The 20,547-nt window shown below is 48.8% G+C and carries 25 protein-coding genes and 1 tRNA gene; 15 read left to right on the top strand and 11 right to left on the bottom strand.

Translation table 11 applies throughout. The annotated features are described in order from the left end of the window. Positions 1-252: 252 nt before the first annotated feature. The 14 genes from rpsB to trhA all read left to right on the top strand — a co-directional run bounded on the left by rpsB (position 253) and on the right by trhA (position 12,211). On the top strand, positions 253-1,194 hold the full coding sequence (gene rpsB, locus AC04MQ_RS03850; protein WP_041578114.1) for a 30S ribosomal protein S2: 942 nt from the start codon (positions 253-255) through the stop codon (positions 1,192-1,194). 189 nt (positions 1,195-1,383) lie between these two features. Then, on the top strand, positions 1,384-2,310 hold the full coding sequence (gene tsf / locus AC04MQ_RS03845; protein WP_041578116.1) for a translation elongation factor Ts: 927 nt from the start codon (positions 1,384-1,386) through the stop codon (positions 2,308-2,310). Position 2,311: 1 nt separating this feature from the next. Further along, positions 2,312-3,025 carry a UMP kinase gene (gene pyrH, locus AC04MQ_RS03840; protein WP_041578118.1) on the top strand — a complete coding sequence of 238 codons (714 nt, stop codon included), beginning with the start codon at positions 2,312-2,314 and terminating at the stop codon, positions 3,023-3,025. 13 nt (positions 3,026-3,038) lie between these two features. Then, positions 3,039-3,599 (top strand): ribosome recycling factor, encoded by a 561-nt coding sequence (gene frr, locus AC04MQ_RS03835; protein ID WP_015092738.1) that lies wholly within the window; start codon positions 3,039-3,041, stop codon positions 3,597-3,599. A gap of 21 nt (positions 3,600-3,620) precedes the next feature. Next, on the top strand, positions 3,621-4,355 hold the full coding sequence (locus AC04MQ_RS03830; protein WP_015092739.1) for an isoprenyl transferase: 735 nt from the start codon (positions 3,621-3,623) through the stop codon (positions 4,353-4,355). Beyond that, a complete protein-coding gene (locus AC04MQ_RS03825; RefSeq protein WP_015092740.1) occupies positions 4,336-5,160 on the top strand; it encodes a phosphatidate cytidylyltransferase in 825 nt (274 codons plus the stop codon). Before AC04MQ_RS03830 ends, AC04MQ_RS03825 begins: the two co-directional genes overlap by 20 nt. Positions 5,161-5,236: 76 nt before the next feature. After that, positions 5,237-6,910, top strand: a complete 1,674-nt coding sequence (gene rseP / locus AC04MQ_RS03820; protein WP_041578121.1) for an RIP metalloprotease RseP — start codon at positions 5,237-5,239, stop codon at positions 6,908-6,910. 11 nt (positions 6,911-6,921) lie between these two features. After that, positions 6,922-7,611, top strand: a complete 690-nt coding sequence (gene tsaB, locus AC04MQ_RS03815) for a tRNA (adenosine(37)-N6)-threonylcarbamoyltransferase complex dimerization subunit type 1 TsaB (protein ID WP_015092742.1) — start codon at positions 6,922-6,924, stop codon at positions 7,609-7,611. A 15-nt stretch (positions 7,612-7,626) separates the two neighbouring features. Beyond that, entirely contained in the window at positions 7,627-8,580 is a 954-nt protein-coding gene (locus tag AC04MQ_RS03810) for a P-loop NTPase (RefSeq protein ID WP_015092743.1), read from the top strand. Positions 8,581-8,588: 8 nt separating this feature from the next. After that, the gene (locus AC04MQ_RS03805) at positions 8,589-9,215 is read left to right on the top strand and encodes a helix-turn-helix domain-containing protein (protein ID WP_080602454.1); all 627 of its coding nucleotides are present in this window, start codon (positions 8,589-8,591) and stop codon (positions 9,213-9,215) included. Then, positions 9,205-10,212: an RluA family pseudouridine synthase gene (locus AC04MQ_RS03800; protein ID WP_015092745.1), complete on the top strand. Its 1,008-nt coding sequence runs from the start codon at positions 9,205-9,207 to the stop codon at positions 10,210-10,212. Before AC04MQ_RS03805 ends, AC04MQ_RS03800 begins: the two co-directional genes overlap by 11 nt. Next, complete coding sequence (pgeF, locus tag AC04MQ_RS03795; RefSeq protein WP_015092746.1) at positions 10,209-10,910, top strand: peptidoglycan editing factor PgeF; 702 nt, start codon at positions 10,209-10,211, stop codon at positions 10,908-10,910. Before AC04MQ_RS03800 ends, pgeF begins: the two co-directional genes overlap by 4 nt. After that, positions 10,907-11,485, top strand: a complete 579-nt coding sequence (locus AC04MQ_RS03790) for a DNA-3-methyladenine glycosylase (RefSeq protein ID WP_015092747.1) — start codon at positions 10,907-10,909, stop codon at positions 11,483-11,485. The genes pgeF and AC04MQ_RS03790 overlap by 4 nt, the downstream gene beginning before the upstream one ends. A 99-nt stretch (positions 11,486-11,584) precedes the next feature. After that, positions 11,585-12,211 carry a PAQR family membrane homeostasis protein TrhA gene (gene trhA, locus AC04MQ_RS03785; protein WP_015092748.1) on the top strand — a complete coding sequence of 209 codons (627 nt, stop codon included), beginning with the start codon at positions 11,585-11,587 and terminating at the stop codon, positions 12,209-12,211. An 82-nt stretch (positions 12,212-12,293) separates the two neighbouring features. Here trhA and AC04MQ_RS03780 read toward each other — a convergent pair. The 6 genes from AC04MQ_RS03780 to AC04MQ_RS03755 form a co-directional block, all read right to left on the bottom strand. Continuing rightward, positions 12,294-12,369 (bottom strand) — tRNA-Phe (locus AC04MQ_RS03780). A 62-nt stretch (positions 12,370-12,431) separates the two neighbouring features. Beyond that, on the bottom strand, positions 12,432-13,595 hold the full coding sequence (locus AC04MQ_RS03775; RefSeq protein WP_011166098.1) for a cystathionine gamma-synthase: 1,164 nt from the start codon (positions 13,593-13,595) through the stop codon (positions 12,432-12,434). A 17-nt stretch (positions 13,596-13,612) separates the two neighbouring features. Next, entirely contained in the window at positions 13,613-14,659 is a 1,047-nt protein-coding gene (locus AC04MQ_RS03770) for a PLP-dependent cysteine synthase family protein (protein WP_015092750.1), read from the bottom strand. 4 nt (positions 14,660-14,663) lie between these two features. Then, on the bottom strand, positions 14,664-14,873 hold the full coding sequence (locus AC04MQ_RS03765) for a hypothetical protein (protein WP_015092751.1): 210 nt from the start codon (positions 14,871-14,873) through the stop codon (positions 14,664-14,666). 27 nt (positions 14,874-14,900) lie between these two features. Then, positions 14,901-15,338 (bottom strand): hypothetical protein, encoded by a 438-nt coding sequence (locus AC04MQ_RS03760; RefSeq protein ID WP_041578125.1) that lies wholly within the window; start codon positions 15,336-15,338, stop codon positions 14,901-14,903. Then, positions 15,326-16,063 (bottom strand): hypothetical protein, encoded by a 738-nt coding sequence (locus AC04MQ_RS03755; RefSeq protein WP_148278903.1) that lies wholly within the window; start codon positions 16,061-16,063, stop codon positions 15,326-15,328. Before AC04MQ_RS03755 ends, AC04MQ_RS03760 begins: the two co-directional genes overlap by 13 nt. A gap of 147 nt (positions 16,064-16,210) precedes the next feature. On the opposite strand from AC04MQ_RS03755, the gene AC04MQ_RS03750 reads away from it, so the two are divergent. After that, positions 16,211-16,342, top strand: coding sequence for a hypothetical protein (locus AC04MQ_RS03750; RefSeq protein WP_011166103.1), 132 nt, complete (start codon positions 16,211-16,213; stop codon positions 16,340-16,342). A 353-nt stretch (positions 16,343-16,695) separates the two neighbouring features. Here the strand turns inward: AC04MQ_RS03750 and AC04MQ_RS03745 are convergent, their stop codons facing one another. Genes AC04MQ_RS03745 through AC04MQ_RS03725 form a run of 5 tightly spaced genes read right to left on the bottom strand, consistent with a single transcriptional unit; the run spans position 16,696 to position 20,386 of the window. Next, complete coding sequence (locus AC04MQ_RS03745) at positions 16,696-17,349, bottom strand: hypothetical protein (RefSeq protein ID WP_475391129.1); 654 nt, start codon at positions 17,347-17,349, stop codon at positions 16,696-16,698. 28 nt (positions 17,350-17,377) lie between these two features. Continuing rightward, positions 17,378-18,154, bottom strand: coding sequence for an MlaD family protein (locus AC04MQ_RS03740; RefSeq protein WP_011166106.1), 777 nt, complete (start codon positions 18,152-18,154; stop codon positions 17,378-17,380). Positions 18,155-18,162: 8 nt separating this feature from the next. Next, positions 18,163-18,882, bottom strand: a complete 720-nt coding sequence (locus AC04MQ_RS03735) for an MlaE family ABC transporter permease (protein ID WP_015092756.1) — start codon at positions 18,880-18,882, stop codon at positions 18,163-18,165. After that, on the bottom strand, positions 18,879-19,658 hold the full coding sequence (locus tag AC04MQ_RS03730) for an MlaE family ABC transporter permease (RefSeq protein ID WP_015092757.1): 780 nt from the start codon (positions 19,656-19,658) through the stop codon (positions 18,879-18,881). Before AC04MQ_RS03730 ends, AC04MQ_RS03735 begins: the two co-directional genes overlap by 4 nt. Beyond that, a complete protein-coding gene (locus tag AC04MQ_RS03725) occupies positions 19,655-20,386 on the bottom strand; it encodes an ABC transporter ATP-binding protein (RefSeq protein ID WP_011166109.1) in 732 nt (243 codons plus the stop codon). The genes AC04MQ_RS03730 and AC04MQ_RS03725 overlap by 4 nt, the downstream gene beginning before the upstream one ends. Between the last annotated feature and the right edge of the window lie 161 nt (positions 20,387-20,547).

Below are 20,547 nucleotides of genomic sequence, written 5' to 3'. Positions count from 1 at the left end.
TTCTTATCGGCCGTTACTCAGTGCGTCTAAATATCTCTTAATCAAGTCGGCGTTTTGTAACGAAAGCGTCTCAGAAAAGAGCTCCAAAGACTGCTTGCGGTCAATGGCGCCCTGTGATATCCCGAGAGTCCAACAATAAGCACTCACAGGCATCAACTGGTCCCCCAAGTACTGAAAAAGGGGGTCTTCCGGCGAAACAAAAAAAAGCTGGCTCTACCTGCGAGGACGATTAACCAGAAAGGAAGTACTACCATGGCACAAGTGACCATGAAAGAAATGCTAGACGCTGGAGTCCACTTCGGACATCAAACACAGCGTTGGAACCCAAAGATGAAACCTTATGTATACACAGCTCGCGGCGGTATTCACATTATCGACCTGCAAAAGACTGTTGTACGCGCAAACAAAGCTGCTGAGTTCGTAAAAGAAGTCGCTGCTAACGGTGGTCGTTTGATCTTCGTTGGTACTAAAAAACAAGCGATCGAACCAATCCAAGAAGCTGCAGCAAAATGCGGTCAGTACTATGTTACTAAGCGTTGGTTGGGTGGCATGATGACGAACTTCGAAACGATCAAATCTTCTATCGATCGTCTTCGCAAAATCGACACCATGAAAGAAAAAGGCGAATTCAATTACCTTACTAAGAAAGAGCGCGCGAAGCTTGAAAAAGAATACCTTCGCCTGACTGATTTCCTGGCTGGTATCCGCGACATGAAGGAAATGCCTTCCGCTATGTTCGTAGTTGATTTGCCAAAAGAGCACATCGCAGTTGCTGAAGCAAAACGCTTGGGCATCCCGGTTGTTGCTATCGCTGATACAAACTCTGATCCAGAGTCTGTTGAATTCGCGATCCCAGGCAATGACGATGCTATCCGCTCCATCAAGTTGTTCTCCAACTTGGTAGCTGATGCTTACCTTGAAGGCGCTAAAGAGTGGGAAGGCAAACTTCGCACTATGACTGACAAGCAATCTGACGTTGCTAAAGAAGCAAAAGCAGAAGGCAAAGAAGAAGCTCCTAAGAGACGTGGTCCTGGCGCAAAAGCTGGTGCAAAAGAAGCTCCTAAAAAAGCTGCAGGCCCAGCGGTTGTTAAAGCCACTAAATCTCGCAAACTTGTTGCTGCTGGTACAGCAGAAGAAGTTGAGATCCAAGCTGAGCTTGAACAAGGCCCAGCTACTGACGAATCCGCAGAGTAATCTGCAGATCGTTCGAAAAAGGGTGGCCTAGCCACCCTTTTCTTTGTTCCTCCTACGCCTTTCGGCTACGGCGGACAGGCCCCGCGGAAACTCAATGCGAAAGCGGGCATCCTACTTAAGGATTTTTTATACTTTTCTAAAATGTTCGCTCCAGCAGATCTGGGGTGTTAAAGTTAAGGAGTCTTCCTAATGTCTATTTCCGCTACTCTTGTTAAAGAGCTAAGAGAAAAAACTAACGCAGGTATGATGGATTGCAAAAAGGCGCTTGAGGCGACTTCTGGCGATTTCGATGCTGCTGTTGAATGGTTGCGCGTAAAAGGTCTTGGCGCTGCCGCCAAGAAAGCTGACCGTATTGCTGCTGAAGGCGCTGTCTTCGCAGAACTTCATGGCAACACTGGTGTTGTTATCGAAATCAACTCTGAGACTGACTTCGTTGCTCGCAACGACGGCTTCAAAGCTTTGGCTGCTAACGTGGTTTCCCACTTGGCTAAAACAAACCTTGAAGGTGATGTTCTGGCTCAGGCTTACGCTGCTGATTCTTCCAAAAAACTGGGTGATTTGTTCACTGAAGCAACTGCTACTATCGGTGAAAAAATCGTTCTTCGCCGTCAGGAAAAATACACTGCAACTGCAACTTCCCTTGTGCACACTTACCTGCACGGCGAAGGCAAAATCGGTGTTATGGTTGAAGCTTCCGTTTCCAAACCAGAAGCTGCTAACGCTCCTGCATTGAAAACTTTCGCTCAAGACGTTGCATTGCACATCGCTGCGATGAACCCAATGGCGATCTCTTCCGAACAAATCCCATCTGATGTTGTTTCCAAAGAGAAAGAAATCCTGACTGCAAAAAATCTTGAGTCCGGCAAAAAACCAGAAATGATCGAAAAGATCGTTGAAGGTCAAATCCGCAAGTTCCTTGCTGAAAACTGCCTTCTTGATCAGCCATTCGTTAAGAACCCGGACATGAAAGTGTCTGATCTTGCGAAAGCAGTTGGTAAAGAAATCGGCGCAGACGTAACTGTAAAACGTTTCGTTCGCTTCGAACTGGGCGCTGGTATCGAAAAGAAATCCAACGACTTCGCAGCTGAAGTTGCTGCTCAGATGAAAGGACACTAGTTTGAAAGAGCCTGTTTATAAGCGAATTTTGCTGAAACTAAGTGGTGAAGCTCTTGCTGGAAAGCAAGGGACTGGTATCAACACTGCAACGATCACTCAGATCGCGCAGGACGTGGCAGCGGCTTACAAAGCAGGCGTTCAAATTGGCCTGGTAATCGGTGGTGGCAATATCTATCGTGGTGTTGCCGCCTCTGCTGAGGGCATGGATCGCGCAAGTGCTGACTATATGGGAATGCTTGCGACCTGTATCAATGCCCTGGCTCTTCAGGACGCTTTGGAAAAGCAAGGCGTTCCTACCCGTGTTCAGACCGCCATCGAAATGGCTGAAATCGCTGAACCGTACATCCGTCGCAGAGCGATTCGTCATCTTGAAAAGAATCGTCTGGTGATTTTCGGTGCAGGCACCGGGAATCCATTCTTCACTACAGACACTGCAGCTTCCCTTCGCGCCATGGAGATCAATGCCCAGGTGATCATGAAGGCAACCAAAGTGGACGGGATCTACGACAAAGACCCCGCTAAACACGCTGACGCGAAAAAATTCGACAAGATCAGCTACATCGACGTGCTCAACCGCGGACTTCAGGTAATGGACTCCACGGCGATCAGCATGTGCATGGACAATAAACTTCCTATTATCACCTTTGACCTCACTGTACCGGGCAACATCCTGAGAGCCGTTCAGGGTGAAACGATCGGCACACTGGTACACTAATAAGGAGACAGCTATGGCTATCGCAGACGTTAAAAAAAATGCTCAAGCAAAAATGGAAAAGACTCTGAACTCTTTGTCTGAAGAACTTAAAAAAGTTCGTACAGGCCGTGCTCAGGTTTCTATGCTGGATAATATCCGTGTGAACTATTACGGAACTCCATCCCCTTTGTCCCAGGTGGCTTCTATTTCCACTCCGGACGCAAAATCCTTCCTGATTGCACCTTGGGAAGTGGCTATCCTTAAAGACATCGAACAAGCCATCATCAAGTCTGAACTGGGCATGGCCCCAATGAACGACGGTAAAGTGATCCGCTTGAAAGTTCCTGACCTGACTGAAGAGCGCCGTAAAGACCTGGCGAAACAAGTTAAGAAAATCGCTGAAGAAGCACGCGTGGCTGTTCGCATGGCCCGTCGTGATGCAAATGACGAAGTTAAAAAACTTCAAAAAGACAAAGCTGTCAGCGAAGACGAAGGCAAAAAAGCCGAAGCAGACATCCAAAAAGCAACTGACGATTTCATCAAAAAAGTGGATCAGGTTGCTGACGAAAAAGAAAAATCAATCCTGACTATCTAATCAGGGTTTTTCGAAGGATTCATGGATTTGCCAAAGCATATTGCCATCATTATGGACGGGAACGGTCGTTGGGCTCAGCTCAAACGCCGTCCTCGCACGTTCGGGCATATCAAAGGCACCCGTGTCGCAAAAAAGATCATCACGGCGTGTTCACGCCGTGGGATTAAAAACCTGACTCTTTACGCATTCAGCACTGAAAACTGGTTCCGTCCCGAGGCGGAAGTCAGCCTGCTGATGCTGATCCTGCGCCGATACCTGAAGCGCGAAACTGAAAATCTGGTCAAAGAAAACATCCGCTTCTCGGTGATCGGGGACCTTTCCCGCGTTCCTCTGGATGTTGCCAATGCCATCGAAAAATCCATCGAAGCCACATCTCAATGCACAGGCCTGAATCTGGTCTTTGCCTTGAGCTATGGTTCTCGCCAGGAAATCACTCAAGCGGTGCGTGAAATCGCGGAAAAAGTCGCTGCCGGGGAAATGTCCCCTGCGGAAATCGACGAATCCATGATCAATTCTGCTTTGAGCACTTTCCCGACGCCGGATCCGGATCTGATCATCCGCACCAGTGGTGAACAGCGACTTTCGAATTTCCTTCTGTGGCAGGCTGCGTACTCTGAATTCTATTTCACTGAAGTACTGTGGCCCAACTTCACCGAGTCTCACCTCGACGAAGCCCTTCAGGCTTTTGCGATGAGACAACGCCGTTATGGCAAGGTCTCATCCAATGACAACAACCATGAAAAGCTTCCTAACTAGATCTGTTTCCGCACTTATTGCCCTGGCTCTGATCATCGGACTTTATGTTTCGTTGGGACTGATGGGACTTAAGATTGCGGTGGGTCTGATTGTTGTCATCGGCAACTGGGAACTGACAGCCATTTTGTTCCAGCGTGAAAAATCCCAGCTGATTAAAACATTGTTCAGAATCGCAACCTATGCGGTATTCATTGCCTCGATCACTTCCCTGAGCCTGGGATCTATTGTTTATTCTTTGGCCGTGATTGGAATGATTATCGCCGTTCTTTTGTCTTCTCACAAAGAAGGCAATCTGGAACACATGGCTGCTGTTCAGGCGAAGTCCGCCCTGGGCCTGTTCTATATGGGTCTTTTGCCTTCGTTTGCTTTCCGTTTGCTGGATCAGGCTTACGGTCTTTACTGGTTTATCTTCCTGCTGGCCGTGGTGTTTGCGGGTGACACTTTGGCATATGTATTTGGCGTGTTGTTCGGCAAAAACAAAGTCATGCCTTCGGTGTCCCCTAAAAAAACCTGGCAGGGTTCTGTCGGTGGCATCATTGGTTCTGTCGTGGCAGGTCTGATCTGCTGGTTGTTCCTGTTCCCGGAAAACAGCGTCGGTGTCTTCCTGCTTCTTGGTGGGATCTCTGGCTTTGTGGGCCAGTTCGGAGACTTCTTCGAATCTCTGCTGAAACGTGTGGCGGATGTGAAAGATTCCGGCAAAATCATGCCAGGTCATGGTGGCGTCTTGGATCGAGTCGACGGCGTCCTATTCGCAAGTCCTGTTGTTTTGGGCGGAGTTTTGATTCTGTCTCATCTTTTGTCCTAAGAGAAACGTCGAGCCCCGCAGGAAAAATCCCTTAATTTTCTACCCCTTAATCCTTGGCTCACTCTAGAATGGACCAATGGATATTTTCTCATACTTACAATCTGGTTTGTCTGCAATTGTTCCATTTGTCATCCTGCTGGGGATCCTGATCTTCGTTCATGAGCTGGGACACTTCCTTGTCGCCCGCTGGTGCGGAGTGCGTGTCGAGGTTTTCAGTCTGGGCTTCGGCAAAAAGCTTCTGACCTATAAAAAAGGCGACACCACGTATGCCCTGTCCCTGATCCCACTGGGTGGCTACGTGAAAATGTTCGGCGAACAAAACGGCGAAGGCATTTCTGAAGAAGACAAGAAAGTCTCTTTCACGCATAAAAATGTGTGGCAGCGTATTGCCATCGTTCTGGCCGGTCCGCTGATGAACTTCTTCTTTGCGATCCTGGTGTTCTTCACTGTCGCCCTGATCGGCGAAGACGCAAAAATCCCGGTTCTGGGTGATGTGGCGAAAGACTCCCCGGCTTACACGGCGGGCTTCCGTTCTGGTGACCAGATTGTTTCTATCAATCAAAAACCGATCACGACCTGGGAAGACGTTCAGCGCACCCTTTCCTTAAAAGAAAGTCACGACCTGCACATCGATGTCGATGTTAAACGTGAAGGCACCGGTGAATCCCTGACGGTCTCTACGACCGCCAAGCCTGAACCAAATCCAAATGTTCTTTCCAGCTACGAATACATGGCCAATGTTGAGGGGATTTCCCCTTATTCTGCGGGCACGACCATTGGTGTTCTGGAAAATTCTCCGTTGCATGCTTTGGGTCTGCGTACCGGTGACACCATCACCAGCATCAATGGTGTTAAAGTCGCTTACTGGAGATCTTTGGAAGACACTTTGGCAAAATTCAGCGCCAAAGAGCCTTTGACCCTGGAAGTTATGGGCATGCGCGAAGGCGACAAGGCCGACAAAGCCATCACCGTGACCATGGCACCGATTGAATCCATCAAGGCGTTTTCACTGGCGTCTTTGGGTCTGGAAAGTTCAGAACTGTATCTGTCCCGCGTGATTGAAGGCTCTCCGGCTCAGGCCGCAGGTCTTCGTGCTGGTGATCGTCTGGTGAAAATCAACAAAATCACTTTGTCCAAATGGGAAGATGTTCTGAACAACATCAAATCCTTTGACGGCAAAAACCCGGTGGCTTTGTCCGTTCTGCGTGAAGGCAAAACCATTGATCTGGAAATCACTCCGAAAATGACCAAGCAGATGACCGCTTCGGGTGCAGAGGAAAAACGTTATACCATCGGTATTTCACCAATTCCGAACATCGCGATGCCGGAACTGATGACCCTTCGTTCTTCCAACCCGGTGGATGCTTTGATCCGCGGTACGGAAAAAACGTGGGAAGTATCAGTCATGACAGTCATGAGCTTTGTTCGTTTGTTCCAGGCCAAGATCTCTCCGAAAAATATCGGTGGTGTGATCTCTATCGGTCAGGCGGCCAGCGAGACATTCAAGATTGGTATCACTCAGTTCCTGCAGATGATGGCAATTATTTCGGTGAATCTGTTCATCCTGAATTTGCTGCCGGTGCCGGTGCTTGACGGTGGTCACCTGGTGTTCTATGTGATTGAGCTGGTCAAAGGTGCTCCGCTAAGCATGAAGAAAATGGAAATCGCCCAGCAAGTGGGTCTGGCGATTTTGATGAGTCTTATGATCTTTGCCCTGTTTAATGACTTCACCCGCTTGTTTGGTCTATGAAAATACTAGCTATGGAAACCAGCACCGCCGTCGGCGGTGTTGCCATCATCGTGGATGGGAAAATTGTCGCCGAAGAAACCACTTTGCGACAAAAAACCCATAGCGAAATCATCAGCCCCTTCACCGAAAACTGCCTGCAAAAAGCCGGATTAAAACTTGAAGACATCGACGTCTTTGCCGTGGGCCAGGGTCCGGGCAGTTTTACCGGCATCCGTGTGGCCGCCAATGCGGGGAAAACCTTTTCCTACAGCTTCAACAAACCTCTGGTTACTATCGACTCGCTGATGCTTTTGGCTGAACGCGCGCGCGGATCTGCCAAACCGGTTCTTGCCATCATCAATGCCTATAAAAACATGGTGTACACCGGTCTTTTTGATATGTCCGGCGATGAGCCGAAATATCTGAAGGGTCCCGCGGCGATTCCCGTTCGTGAACTTTCCCAGCACATCAGTCAGGACGTACTGGTCGTTGGTGACGGGTGGGAGGCTTATCATGAGTACTTCCCCGAAGAACTTTCCAAGAAAATGCACCGCGATTCCACCCTGCCGGACTATCCGCTCGCGACCACTCTGGGTCTGATGGCGGAAGCCCGGGCAAAAAAAGGTCAAACTTTAGACTGGAAATCGTTTGTTCCTCTTTATATTCGCGCATCTGAAGCCGAAGAGACAAAAAAAGGGATTCTTATCTCACCATTGAAATAGCAAGAGGATGCAACCATGGATAAGGCTGTATTGGAATTCAAACCGACCCACGCAAATAAAGATCATGACACCAAACTATGGGTTGTCGCTTCCGGTAAAGGTGGCGTGGGTAAAACGTTTGTATCCTCTTCCCTGGGCATGACTCTTTCCAAATTGGGCCACTCTGTCGTGATCGTGGATCTGGATCTTTCCGGTTCCAACATCCACACGGTTCTGGGTTTGAATCCTTCCCACATGAACATCCGTCACTACTTTGAAGGTTCCAAAACCCTGCAAGAGCTGGTGATCCCGACTCCGTATCCGCATCTTTCTTATGTTCAGGGTTTCTGGGATTCATGGACACCGACTGATTTTTCCCACAACCAGATTCAAAACCTGATCCCGCAGCTGAAGAATCTGCGTGCTGATTACGTGATCGTTGATCTGGGGGCCGGTGCCTTGGAAGCCCACCTGGAGCTGTTCAAAGTCGCTGATGAAAAGTTCCTGATCACAACTCCGGAACCAACCAGCATCGAAAAGACTTATCGTTTTATTGAATCCTTCATGTGCTATTCCCTGCGTGAAAATTCCACGCCGGATGCTTACGGCAACATGATTTCCACTTTGCGCAATCACCGCCAAAGAACTTTGAGCAAGCCGTTTTCTTTCCGCTCGTATCTGAAGGAAGAAACCGGCATTCACTATGACTTCTTTGAGGCTCTTTCCTCAACACCAGTTCGTTTGTTGGTGAATACTTCACGCAATCAGGCCAACGATGACTTGGGTCACTCGATGAAAAGTGTCTGTAACAAGTACTACGACCTTGGTATTGATTACATCGGCGCGATCGATTACGACAATGCGGTGTGGCAGTCCGTGCGTGTGAGAGAACACGTGCTTGTCGCACAACCCTTCACTCCACTTGCAGGACAATTTTTGGCAACCTGCAAACAACTTATTGCTCCAGAGGAGCTTCGCGCCGTAGTATAATAGCTACGATGCAAGCGACGTCTAGATACAACTATTACGAAGTCCTGGAACTCACAGCCAACGCCCCTCAACATGAGGTGACGACGGCCTATGAGCGCGCTCGCTCGACTTATTCCGGGGACAATCCGGCGATCTACACTATTTTCTCTGAACAGGAAGCCCGTGAGCTTCTGGTTGTGATCGAAGAGGCCTATCAGGTCCTTGGTAACAAAATCCTTCGCAATATCTATGATCAAAGACTTTTGTCCGGCCGTTCTTCTTTGAACGATCTGACTTACGAGTCCATCCTTGAAGCCAGCAAACAGGTTTTCCCTGAAACGAAAATTGAAAAACCGGCGGTGGCTTATCAAAAGGATGAATCCTTTGAAAAAGAAATCGCGGCCCGCACGGACTGGGATGGCGCTTTCCTCAAAAAAGTTCGCGAGTACAAAAAGATCACCACTCAACGCATGAGTGAGATCACCAAAATCAATTCTTACTATGTCACAGCCATTGAAAACGTGGATCCAGGCAACCTGCCGGTGATCGTTTTCGTTCGTGGTTATGTGGTTCAAATTGCCAAAGCTTTGGGTCTGGACGAAAAAAAGGTCGCCGACTCATACATGACACACTTTAAAAACAAACTTGGAAAATAAGAACAACACGACTATTTCGGTCACTGCCACAGCAGAGATGAGTGGACTTCGCCTTGATAAAGCGATGGCGCTTATTCCGGAAATCGGCACCCGTTCACGCGCAAGCCATCTGCTTGAAGCAAATTCAGTTCTGCTGAACGGAAAACCCGCCAAAGCTTCTGTCACTATTAAAGAAAACGATCTGATTGAAATTCAACTGCCGGAACCCGAGCCGTCTGAGCTTCAGCCCTTTGATCTGAAGCTGGACGTGCTGTTTGAAGATGAGGATCTGATCGTCATCAACAAACCGGCGGGTCTTGTTGTTCACCCGGCCGCGGGACATGCCCACGACACTTTGGTGAATGCGCTGATCAGTCACACCGATGATCTGTCCATGAAGTTTGGCGAAGAACGCCCTGGCATCGTGCACCGCTTGGATAAAGAAACCAGCGGCATCATCGTCGTTGCCAAAAACGACAAAGCCCATGAATCCCTGACCGCCCAGTTCAAAGAGCGCAGCACGCACAGAATATACTATGCCGTGTGCCTGGGAACTGCGCGCACGTTGTCCGGCAGCGTTCGCAGTTTTCTGGCTCGCCACCCGGTGGATCGCAAACGTTATGCTTCCGTGTTGGGTGACGATCGTAAACCCCTGACTGATCCGAATGATGATCCGGGAATGGGCAAATGGGCGGTGACCCACTTTGAAGTGCTGCAAAGAAAAAGCGGCATGAGCTACATGAAGCTGAAACTTGAAACCGGACGGACACACCAAATTCGTGTGCACATGTCCGAAAGCGGACTGCCCATTGCCGGTGACAACCTTTATGGTGCTGACCGCAAGATCAAATCCATCGAGGCGCGCGCGACCCAGGAAGACCTTCGTGCTTTGCCAAGATTCCTGCTGCACGCAGCAGAACTGGGTTTCACTCATCCCCGCACCCAAGAGCGCATGTTCTTTACAAAGGACTGGCCTGAAGATGTTCTGGTGCTGATTAAGAAATGGGGTTTGCTGTGAACCTCGAAAAAACCCCACTGGGATATGAACTAAAAACTTCGCATATCACGGCTTTCTTCGGTGGGGCCGCAGCCACCTTGGCTGACGTCAAATCCGCCTATCCACAGTTTGATTTTGTCCGTCTGAAACAAATTCACAGCGACGCGGTCATCGAAAGCAAAGACAGTTCTTTGGACTATCAGGTGCTAGGGGATGCGCATTTTTCCCGCACCAAAAATCTTGCCTTGTGTGTGATCACCGCTGACTGTGTGCCGGTGCTTTTCTATCATCACGGCACTGATTTGATTTCTGGCGTCCACGCCGGCTGGCGCGGAGTTGCCAACAGAATTATCCCCAAGACCCTCCAGCAGCTTGTTGCCACAGGTGCTGATGCTTCAGAGCTGGATGTGATCATCGGACCACATATTCAGAAAAAAAGCTTTGAGGTCGGAAACGACGTGCGCGATCAGATCCTTTCAAGCCTGGGGCCGTTAAGCCCGGCAGAACGCGCTCAATATTTCCAGAGTCTGGAAGACGGAAAATCTTTGGTGGATTTAAATCTTGTGGTTCGCACCCAGCTTCAACAAGAGGGCATCAATCTGGACCGCTTGTTTGATCTGCATATTGATACGGTCACCAACAACGAATTTCATTCTTACCGCCGGGACAAAGAAAAGTCCGGGCGTCAGATCAGCTTTATCTGCCGGACCTCTGGATGATTCTGCCACAGGAATTTTACTTTGAAGACACGACCCTGGTGGCTCAGTCTCTTCTGGGAAAAGTTCTGAATATCCGCACTGACGACGGCATAAATCAAGCCCGCATCATCGAAACCGAAGCCTATCTGGGGATTGAAGACCCCGCCTGTCACACATTTGAAGACCGCCGCACCGAACGCACCAAATCCATGTATCTGGATGGGGGACATTCGTATGTGTATATGATCTATGGAATGTATTTCTGTCTGAATTTTGTGACCCGCACCCATGAACATCCCGAAGCGGTTTTGATTCGTGCCGTGGAACCTCTGCCAGCACAGGAAAATCTGCGAAAAAAAGACCTAAAAACCAACGGCCCCGGCAAGCTTTGCAAACACTATGACATCACCCGAAAGCATGACGGACTGAAGCTTTGGAAGAAAAGTTCTGAGCTATTTGTGACGGATGATGACTTCAAGGTTTCAAAAAAACAGATCATTCCCACCGCGCGTGTCGGTGTCGATTATGCCGGCGAAGCAGCGAAGTGGCCCTTGCGATTTTATCTGAAAGATCATCTGTTCGTCTCAAAAAAGTGATCAGATTTACTGGACCGTGGATGAATTTTTATTCTTAGGCACTAGGTCCTTGGTGCTAAACTAAAACCATCAGGAACTTCTTGCAGCAGGTTTTAGCGAATGATTCAGAAGATCGAACATGGAGAAAAGCTCAACGTCGTCACCCACGCCATCGGAGCGTTGCTGGCGCTGATTGGGTGTGCCCTGCTTCTGGGTCTTGCCGCCAGCAAACACGACACCTGGAAAATCTTCAGCTTCGGTGTGTATGCGGTCTGCACGGTCGGACTTTACTGTATTTCAACCATCTATCACGGCACCCGTGGTGAAAGAAAAAAACTGTATCGTCGTCTGGACTATATCGGCATCTATCTGAAGATCGCCGGTGGTTACACTCCGTATGCCCTGCTGGCTTTGCGCGGAACTTTGGGTTGGGTGATTCTGGGAATCGTCTGGTCTTTGGCGGTGGTGGGAATTTTCTGGGAACTTCTGAATCCGAAAAACCGCCTGCCTTCACTGCTTTTGTATTCAACCATGGCAGTCACGATCTTCCCGTTCATCAAATACCTGATGGATGCGATTCCGCCGATGGGTTTTGCGATGATCATCGCGGGCTTCATCAGCTATGGCATCGGCATGTTCTTCTTCCTGAATGACGAACGCATCAAACACGGCCACGGCGTTTGGCACGTCTGCGTGATGGGCGGAACCGCCCTTCAGTACCTGTGTCTGCTGATCTATTTCACTTAAAAAGCACCCAAAAATCAGGCCCCAGAAACGAAAAAACCCGCTGATTAGGCGGGTTTAGTTGCTTTGAACTTTTGAAGAAAAATGGTGGCTTGAGACGGAATTGAACCGCCGACACAAGGATTTTCAGTCCTCTGCTCTACCAACTGAGCTACCAAGCCACTGGAACATATGCGTTCAAAGAGACCAAAGGTTTATCCATTGGCCCCCTGCATGTCAACAGTTAAGCCTTATCAAAAGCAGTTTTAAGGTCAGCAATCAGGTCGTTCAGATCCTCTACACCCACAGAAAGGCGGATCAGGGTGTCGTCGATCCCCAAAGCCTTGCGGTTTTCAGGTGGAACGGAGGCGTGCGTCATAATCGCCGGATGCTCGATCAGGGACTCCACCCCTCCCAAACTCTCGGCCAATGAAAAGACATTCACGTTTTCCAGGAACTTACGAGCCGAATCCAGGCCCCCCTTGATGTAGAAAGTGATCATTCCCCCGAAGCCATGCATTTGTTCTTTCGCCAAAGCATGCTGAGGATGGCTTTCCAGACCCGGATAGATGACCTTGTCCACTTTTGGATGAGATTCCAAAAACTTCGCAATCGCCATGGCATTTTCCTGATGGGCCTTCATACGAAGTGGCAAAGTTTTCAAACTTCTCAGGAACATGAAGGAATCAAACGCGCCTTGAGTCGCCCCGATACCGTTGCTCAGGAACGCCATTCGCTCTGCCAGATCCGCGCGGGATACAACGACCATGCCGCCGACTGTATCACTGTGGCCGCCGATGTATTTCGTCGCTGAATGAACCACGATATCCGCACCCAGCTCCAAAGGTCTTTGGAAGTACGGGCTCATGAACGTGTTATCAACCGCAACCAGAATGCCTTTGGCTTTTGCGATGGCGGCGATCTTTTTGATATCAACCAACTTCAAAGTCGGATTGGTCGGAGTTTCCAACCATACCAGCTTGGTGTTTGGTTTTACGGCTTTTTCAAAGTTTTCAACCTTCGTCAGATCAACGAAAGAAAACTCCATGCCGTCGTGCTTAAGGATTTTGTCAAACAGACGGAAAGTGCCGCCGTACATGTCATCCATGGCAATCACATGATCGCCACCTTTTAGAAGGTGCAAAACAGTTGTCGTTGCCGCGCAACCGGAAGAAAAAGCAAAGCCATGCTTGCCACCTTCAAGACTTGCCATGCAGCTTTCGTAAGCGTGACGAGTTGGATTGTGCGTGCGGGAATATTCCCAGCCCTTATGCACACCCGGAGATTCTTGTACGTAAGTCGAGGTCAAATAAACTGGCGTCATGATGGCGCCAGTTGAAGGATCCGGAGCTTGGCCGGCATGAATCGCACGAGTGGAAAAACCAAGATTGTCGTTCATTTTTTTCATATCATTCACCTGCTCTATTATTTTTTAAGATCAGCCAGGGCTTCTTCAGCAGAAACCACGCGGTTGAAGGCGTTTTTAATGTCACCATCAGTCAGGAATTCATTTTCAGCCATCCACTTGTCGTTGAAGGCCTTGCTCAAATAAGCGCGACCGCTATCCGGGAAGATCACAACGATGTTGGATGGTTTTTCCAGTTGTTCAGCGGCTTTCATCGCTCCTACCAAGGCCAAAGCGCTGGATGGACCGACCAGCAGACCTTCTTCGGCCACCAAACGACGGGTCATCGCGAATGCTTCCGGATCAGAAACACGAACAAAGCCGTCATAGATGTCCAGGTGAACGTTGTCAGGGAGCATGTCCTCGCCGACACCTTCCACTTTATAAGAGCCTGGAGGATCCACGATTTTTTTATGATAGAACAAATCATACAAAATACTGCCGATGGGATCCGTACAGATGGCTTTCACCTGCGGATTCATCTCTTTCATGTAGCGCGCAATACCGGACAAAGTCCCGCCGGTCCCTGCACCACCCACGATCATGTCGACTTTTCCATCCATCTGCTTCCAGATTTCTGGACCTGTAGTGCGATAGTGACGCTCAGGGTTGTCAGGATTGTGGAATTGATTCACCAGGAATGCGCCCGGAGTTTCATCGGCGATCTTTTTTGATACGGAATAATGGCTCATCGGATCTTCCGGCATCACCATCGGTGTGATGACCACTTTCGCTCCGTAGGCACGCAAGATCGCGCGTTTTTCGTCACTCATCTTTTCTGGCATCACGAAAATGCACTTATAACCCTTCACCGCGGCTGCCAAAGCCAGACCCACTCCGGTGTTTCCGGAAGTGGCTTCCACGATAGTGCCACCAGGTTTCAGTTGCCCGCGTTTTTCAGCTTCTTCAATCATCGCCACCGCTACGCGGTCTTTGATACTTCCACCCGGGTTGAAATACTCAACTTTGGCGAAAAACTGGTGTTTGGAACCTTTGGTGACGCTGTTCAAACGCACCATCGGGGTGTTGCCGATAGCTTCTAGAATGGAACCGTAAATTTGTGACATGGGACTATCTTTCTAGTTCTTTTCTTCGGTTGGAACGAAGGTGGGATGTGTTCATGGACTGCAAAACCGTATTGATCTGAGTCATTGGATCCAGGGAATAAGGCATTCCCAGCTCGTTGGTCAGCTGCTTTACAAGCTGACGACTGGGTTGATCTTTCATCAACTCGTCCACCAGTTTTTCAAGTGCCACCTGCTTTTTATCAGCCTGAGCCATAGGAATCCTCCAACAGAAGGCACTCTATCACCCCCCTCCCAAAGAGTGAAAAAAATTTTGAAGAAGAGGACCAAAAAGGAGCAACAGAAATGCCGGAAACTGAAACAAAAGAAGCGGGATCAGCAATATAAACGGCAACCGCGCTATCTTTTCTGAAATTTCCTCCTGACAGGCCTCTATCAGTTCAGATTCCAGCTGCACCAGCACATTAAACACAGCTTCACCCCGCAAACCGCGCTCCAGAACCTGCAGAAGGCTGCGGCGATAAAGGGAGGGCACTGCCTTCAACGCCTCTTTCGGATCCTGTCCCTGCTGCAATAGCGCCAACCATTGGGTTACAACGGGGACAAAGTCATCGTGCGAGGTCTTTACATAAGATAAAACACCCTGACGCACCGACTGCCCGCGCTCCACCGCACGTTTAACCTCCAATAAAAGCTTTAACGGAGGTGCTACACCGTCCATTTCATCCTCCTACCCACATAAAAAATGAAAACAAGGCCCGCGCTGAACACCAAACCGGAGCCAAAAAGCAGATTTCGATGCTTATCGAAACCAAATTGCATAATTACAAAGACAAAAAGCGCGAGATAAAGAGCGGTGACAATTATCGCCTGCATCTTGATCTGCTGGCTTACTTGTCCGGACCTACGTCGAAAATCTTCAAGCATCTTGTAGTGTCGGCGAAGGGCTTTCACCTGTTCCACACAGCGGGTTTGCGACTGATCGATTGTGCGCATCTCTGACAGGAAATCCGCCAGCAGAGCGGATTTCACGGCGATGTCCGATTCCGGAAACTGCAGCGAATGTAACACTTCAAACATCTGCACACGCACCCAACCACTTTGTGATTCAACGGCCGAAAGGAACGAAGCACGGAAGGATTTTCCGGTTTGCAAACCCAGAATCATGCAATCAAGAAGCGGAATCAGCGCACTTCGCAGTCGTCGAATTAAGAAAAATCGCAAAATTGCCGGAAAAAACTTTAAAGTTATTAAAAGAATGCCGATGAAAAGCCAGAGCAAGGTGGGTGTCGAGGCTGCGACGGTGAGAAAGCAGATCACAACCAGGTTCATGATCGAAAAAGATCGAACCCAGTGTTGAGAGAATGCAAAATCCCGTGCCACTGATGAAAAGATTCGGTGAACGAGCGCATGTCCGAACAGCGAAATCGAAAAAACGATGAGCAAAGGGCACCTCCTTGAACCCGGTTGCTCGCAAAAAATATGCAAGGTAAATTTTTTGTTGACGTCGGTGGTCGAATTAGGAAAAACTTAAGTAAGTAAAGTTTTGTAAGTTAAGAAACAACAACAACGTTTGCATCCTAGGAGGAGCACATGGCAAAGAAAGCAGCTAAAAAAGCTACAAAAAAAGCAGTTAAAAAAACTACTAAAAAAGTAGCAAAAAAAGCTACAAAAAAAGTAGCTAAGAAAGCTACTAAAAAAGCTACTAAGAAAGCTGCGAAGTAGTCTTTCTTAGGAACTAGTTTTTAGTTCTTGAACCCCAGAGGCAACTCTGGGGTTTTTTTATGCCCAAAACCCGCCACCAGAGCGGCTTTCAAGCCGATCCGAATTTTCTAATCCCACTAAATATTTTCGATAAAAGATGTTTCAAAAACGCTCTTGCAAAGCAAGGCGCTCCCCCACGCGATTCGCGAAGCGAGAGCCAGTAAAAAAAAGACCAACCCAAAAAGCTTGAGGTTGGTCAAAAGGGTTCAGCCGCGAGACGGAGGGTTTTTTACGAAACGGAGGCGTGCTCCAAGCACGTCGGAGAGAAGTAAAAGGCCCGACAACGAAGTGGATGGGCCCTTTTCACCAACCGGTTAGAAGTAGTACAAGGCGCCTACGGTGCCGGTTGGTAGCAACATGCCGCGTTTTATTTCGGTCATGGCCATCAGTTCTGCATAAACTGAGACACCTCGGAAGTCGCCGGAAAGCTGATTATATTGCAGGCCAAACGACGCATTCACAAAATCTGTGCCAAATCGGCCGGATTTCTTTTCGGCGGAGGTCAAAATACGGTCCAGAATTCCGGAATGATCAGCAGCCGAGGTGCTGCCGCTGGAATTATACCAGCGGGAATAACCTGCAGTGAAGTAAGGTGCCAGGTAATCACCTTCAAAAGCATGTTTCCACGCCAGTTGGAAAGAGTTGTAACCATGACCCGTGCCGAATCCGGCAACCGCGCCATCAGCATCTTCCACATTCAATTCCAGATTGAAGCCCATGGCACCCAGGGCTCCGCCCACGGACATGCCGGCGCCGACTTTCAACTGCTGGCGCATGCTCAGTGTGGAGGAATAAGTGTTCATCAGTCGCTCATCGCGCATGCCTTGAGCATATTCTTGTTCGATAGAACGAGCTTTGGTGGTGATGGAGTTAGAGTCTGCACCCAGGATCACCGTGGCTGCTTGACTTTGCAGGGCCGCAAAAAACACCACGGTGGATACCGCATGACGGATAGATAGTTTCAACATAGAGGACCTCCCTGTTCTCGAGGAGATCTTAGAAAACGCGGGCTTTCACACCCTCTTGCTGGAAGAATTTCTTCAAAGCCGGACCATCCAGCGGTTCGAGCCTGAAAAGAAGCTTATGAACCAGTTCATAAGTCTCTTCCGCTTTCTTCGATCTCATTTTGTCTGTCAAATATGCCATGTCATCGCTGATTTTGACCGCATTATCCAGCAGTCTGGCCATTTCTTTATTCTTCGTCGTTTTATCCAGCAGAACCAGCGTTTTATTGAAGTTTGTCGTCAAAGAATTCAGTTGTTGGATCATATTGGTCACCGAACCTTCGTTTTTTTCGACAAGTTCGATGATTTTGCCAGCCAAACCATAACCTTGAGAGATCAATTGATCCACACGCGGAGGATCTTCACCGCGAACATAATCACCAGATGAAAATTCACCGGAATCCACCGAGCCTGGAGAGATTTCCAGAAACTTTTCCCCAATCACACCGGCAAGATTGATGAAGAATTTGGAATCTTTCCGGACACTGGTCCAGGCTTTCTTATCAACTGTGATCGTCAGGCGCAGTTTCACCTCTTCGCCGGATGGAGCTTTGTATCCCGGATCAAAAGTGATCGCTTTCACTTTGCCCACTTTGATACCCATTACACGCACCGGAGAACCTTCTTCAATCCCGCCGGCATAGTTGTACATGACATTAAGTTCTTTGGAATTGGAGAACGGGGAAATAAATCCCATGAAGTAGGCAAACACCACAATCAGAACTACCGAGACCAGAGCCAACAGGCCCACTTTGGTTTCAACCTTCATACGTTCCCCTAGTAAAGATAACTAAAAGTATAGGACAAAATAAAATCAATCACAATAATTGCGATCGAAGACACGACCACCGTGTTTGTTGTCGCACGACCCACGCCCTCGGCACCTTGCTGACAACGGAATCCAAAGTAACAAGCCACAAGAGGAATCACTCCTCCGAAGCACGCACCCTTGATCATTGCAAAGATCAGATCCTTGAAATCCACAAACCGCTGCATGGAAGTCAGGAACATACCCGGTGTGTAACCCAAGTAAAACTGACTGACCGCCATTGCCGAGAATATACAAGCCATATTGGCGACAATCGTGATCATCATGCCGCCCAGAACACAGGCCAAAAAGCGTGGCACCACCAGGTAATTGACCGGATCAATTCCCAGCATTTTCAGCGCATCCACCTGCTCGGTGATCTGCATGGAACCGACTTCAGAAGCGTATCCCGCCCCGACGCGGGAACTGAGCAGCAAAGCTGTGACAATCGCCCCCAGTTCACGCAGGATTAAAACGGCAGCAAAGCCCGGCACCATCGAGTCATTCTGAATGACCATCTTCATATGGAAAGAGGACTCCAGGATCGTGACAATCGCAGCAAAACACACACAAAAAACCACGATAAAAAGGCTTTTATTGCCCACAAAATGCAGCTGCTGGAAGAATTCCTTGCGACGAAACGGCGGTGTAAACACCCCGGTCAGGGTTTCAGCGATCAATGTGATCATGGTCTAAACCCCCGCACCATTGTAAGGATAATGTCCCCGATAAAGCTGGTCATCCAGTCCATCACCACAATACAAATCATCGTCGTCACGGCCGTTGCGACCACCGCACGGCCCACACCTTTGGCGCCTCCGGTTGTGGAATAGCCCTGATAAGTACAAATAGTCGCCAGCACCACCGCGAAAGTACCGCACTTCACCAGGCCGCTTAAAATAGATACCGGACTGACAATCAACGGAACATGGCGCAGATATTCTTCATAGTTCACACCGGCAAACAGTTCGCCCAACAGCATTCCGCCAAAGACCGACATCATCAAGCCCGCTGCCAGCAGGAAGAAACTTGAAACAATAATACCGACAAATCGCGGAACGATGATTTCCTGAATCGGATCCGCGCCCAGACAGCGAACGGCATCGATCTGTTCAGTGACCTTCATGGTCCCCAGCTCAGCCGAAGTGAACGCCCCGACTTTTCCGCTCAGCATGAAAGCGATCAACAGCGGGCCCACTTCCCTGAAAGTCGCACTGGTGGCCAATGCCCCCAGATATCCCAAAGCACCAAATTCTTTCACCTGCATCGCAAACTGTACGGTCATGATTGCGCCCACAAAGAAGCCCGCCATCGCCGTGGTCGGGAAACTGTCGACGGTGACTTTCCAGATCTGTTCAAAAATCTCGTGGACTTTAAGTTTCTTGAACATCATTGTGCGCAGGATTTTTTGCAGGAATAAAAGTGTGGATCCGACCTGATCCAAAAGGGATGTGATCATGGTCATGCCTCTAACACCTCGGCCAGGAAGTCTTTTACCAATGGCTGATCAGATTTCTTCAATTCATCGGGTGTGCCCAAAGCCACGATGTTTCCCTTATCCAGAACGACAATGCGATCGGCAATGGAAAGTGCGCAGTTCATATCGTGGCTTACCACCAAAGAGGTTGTTTTCAATTCGCGGGAAAGATCCAGAATCAACTGATTCACCGCCGTGGTGGTGACAGGATCAAGACCTGTGGTGGGTTCGTCAAACAGCAGAATTCTTGGCTCTAATGCCACAGTTCTGGCAAGACTCACTCGCTTTTGCATTCCGTAGGAAATTTGTCCGGGACGTTTTTGTTCCACACCGTGCAAATTCACCAGGCGCAGGGCCTTTGAAACCTTGGCCTGAATGACTTCTTCAGACAGTTGATAATGACGACGAAGCCCGAAGGCCACATTTTCATAGATAGTCAGGGAATCAAACAAGGCGGGATGCTGAAAAACCATGCCACATTTTTTGCGGATCGGAAGATATTGTTCTTCGCTGAACTTTGAGACCTCTTCTTCATCAATCCAGATTTCTCCTTCATCCGGAGTCAGCAGACCCACGATGTTTTTCAGAAGAACGGATTTTCCTGTCCCAGATGTCCCCAGAATAAAGATGATCTCACCCTCGCGGATTTTTAGATTTAATCCGTTGAGTACTGTCCTTGTACCGAATCTTTTCACGAGGTTTTTGAACTCAATCACTTAGCTATGTTAGTTGGGCTGAAGTTCAGGGGTCAACCGCCATTTAAATTTCTGGATTCTTGGAGAAAGTCCACATTCCGAGACATTTAAACGCCCAAAATCAATTTACCCGCAAAACAGCTGAAAAAGGATCGGCACGATCATCGCTCAAAGGAATCCCT

Source organism: Bdellovibrio sp. MYbb2 (assembly GCF_056175685.1).
Note: the sequence above shows the minus strand (reverse complement) of the source record. Positions and strands in the feature narration are given on the sequence as shown.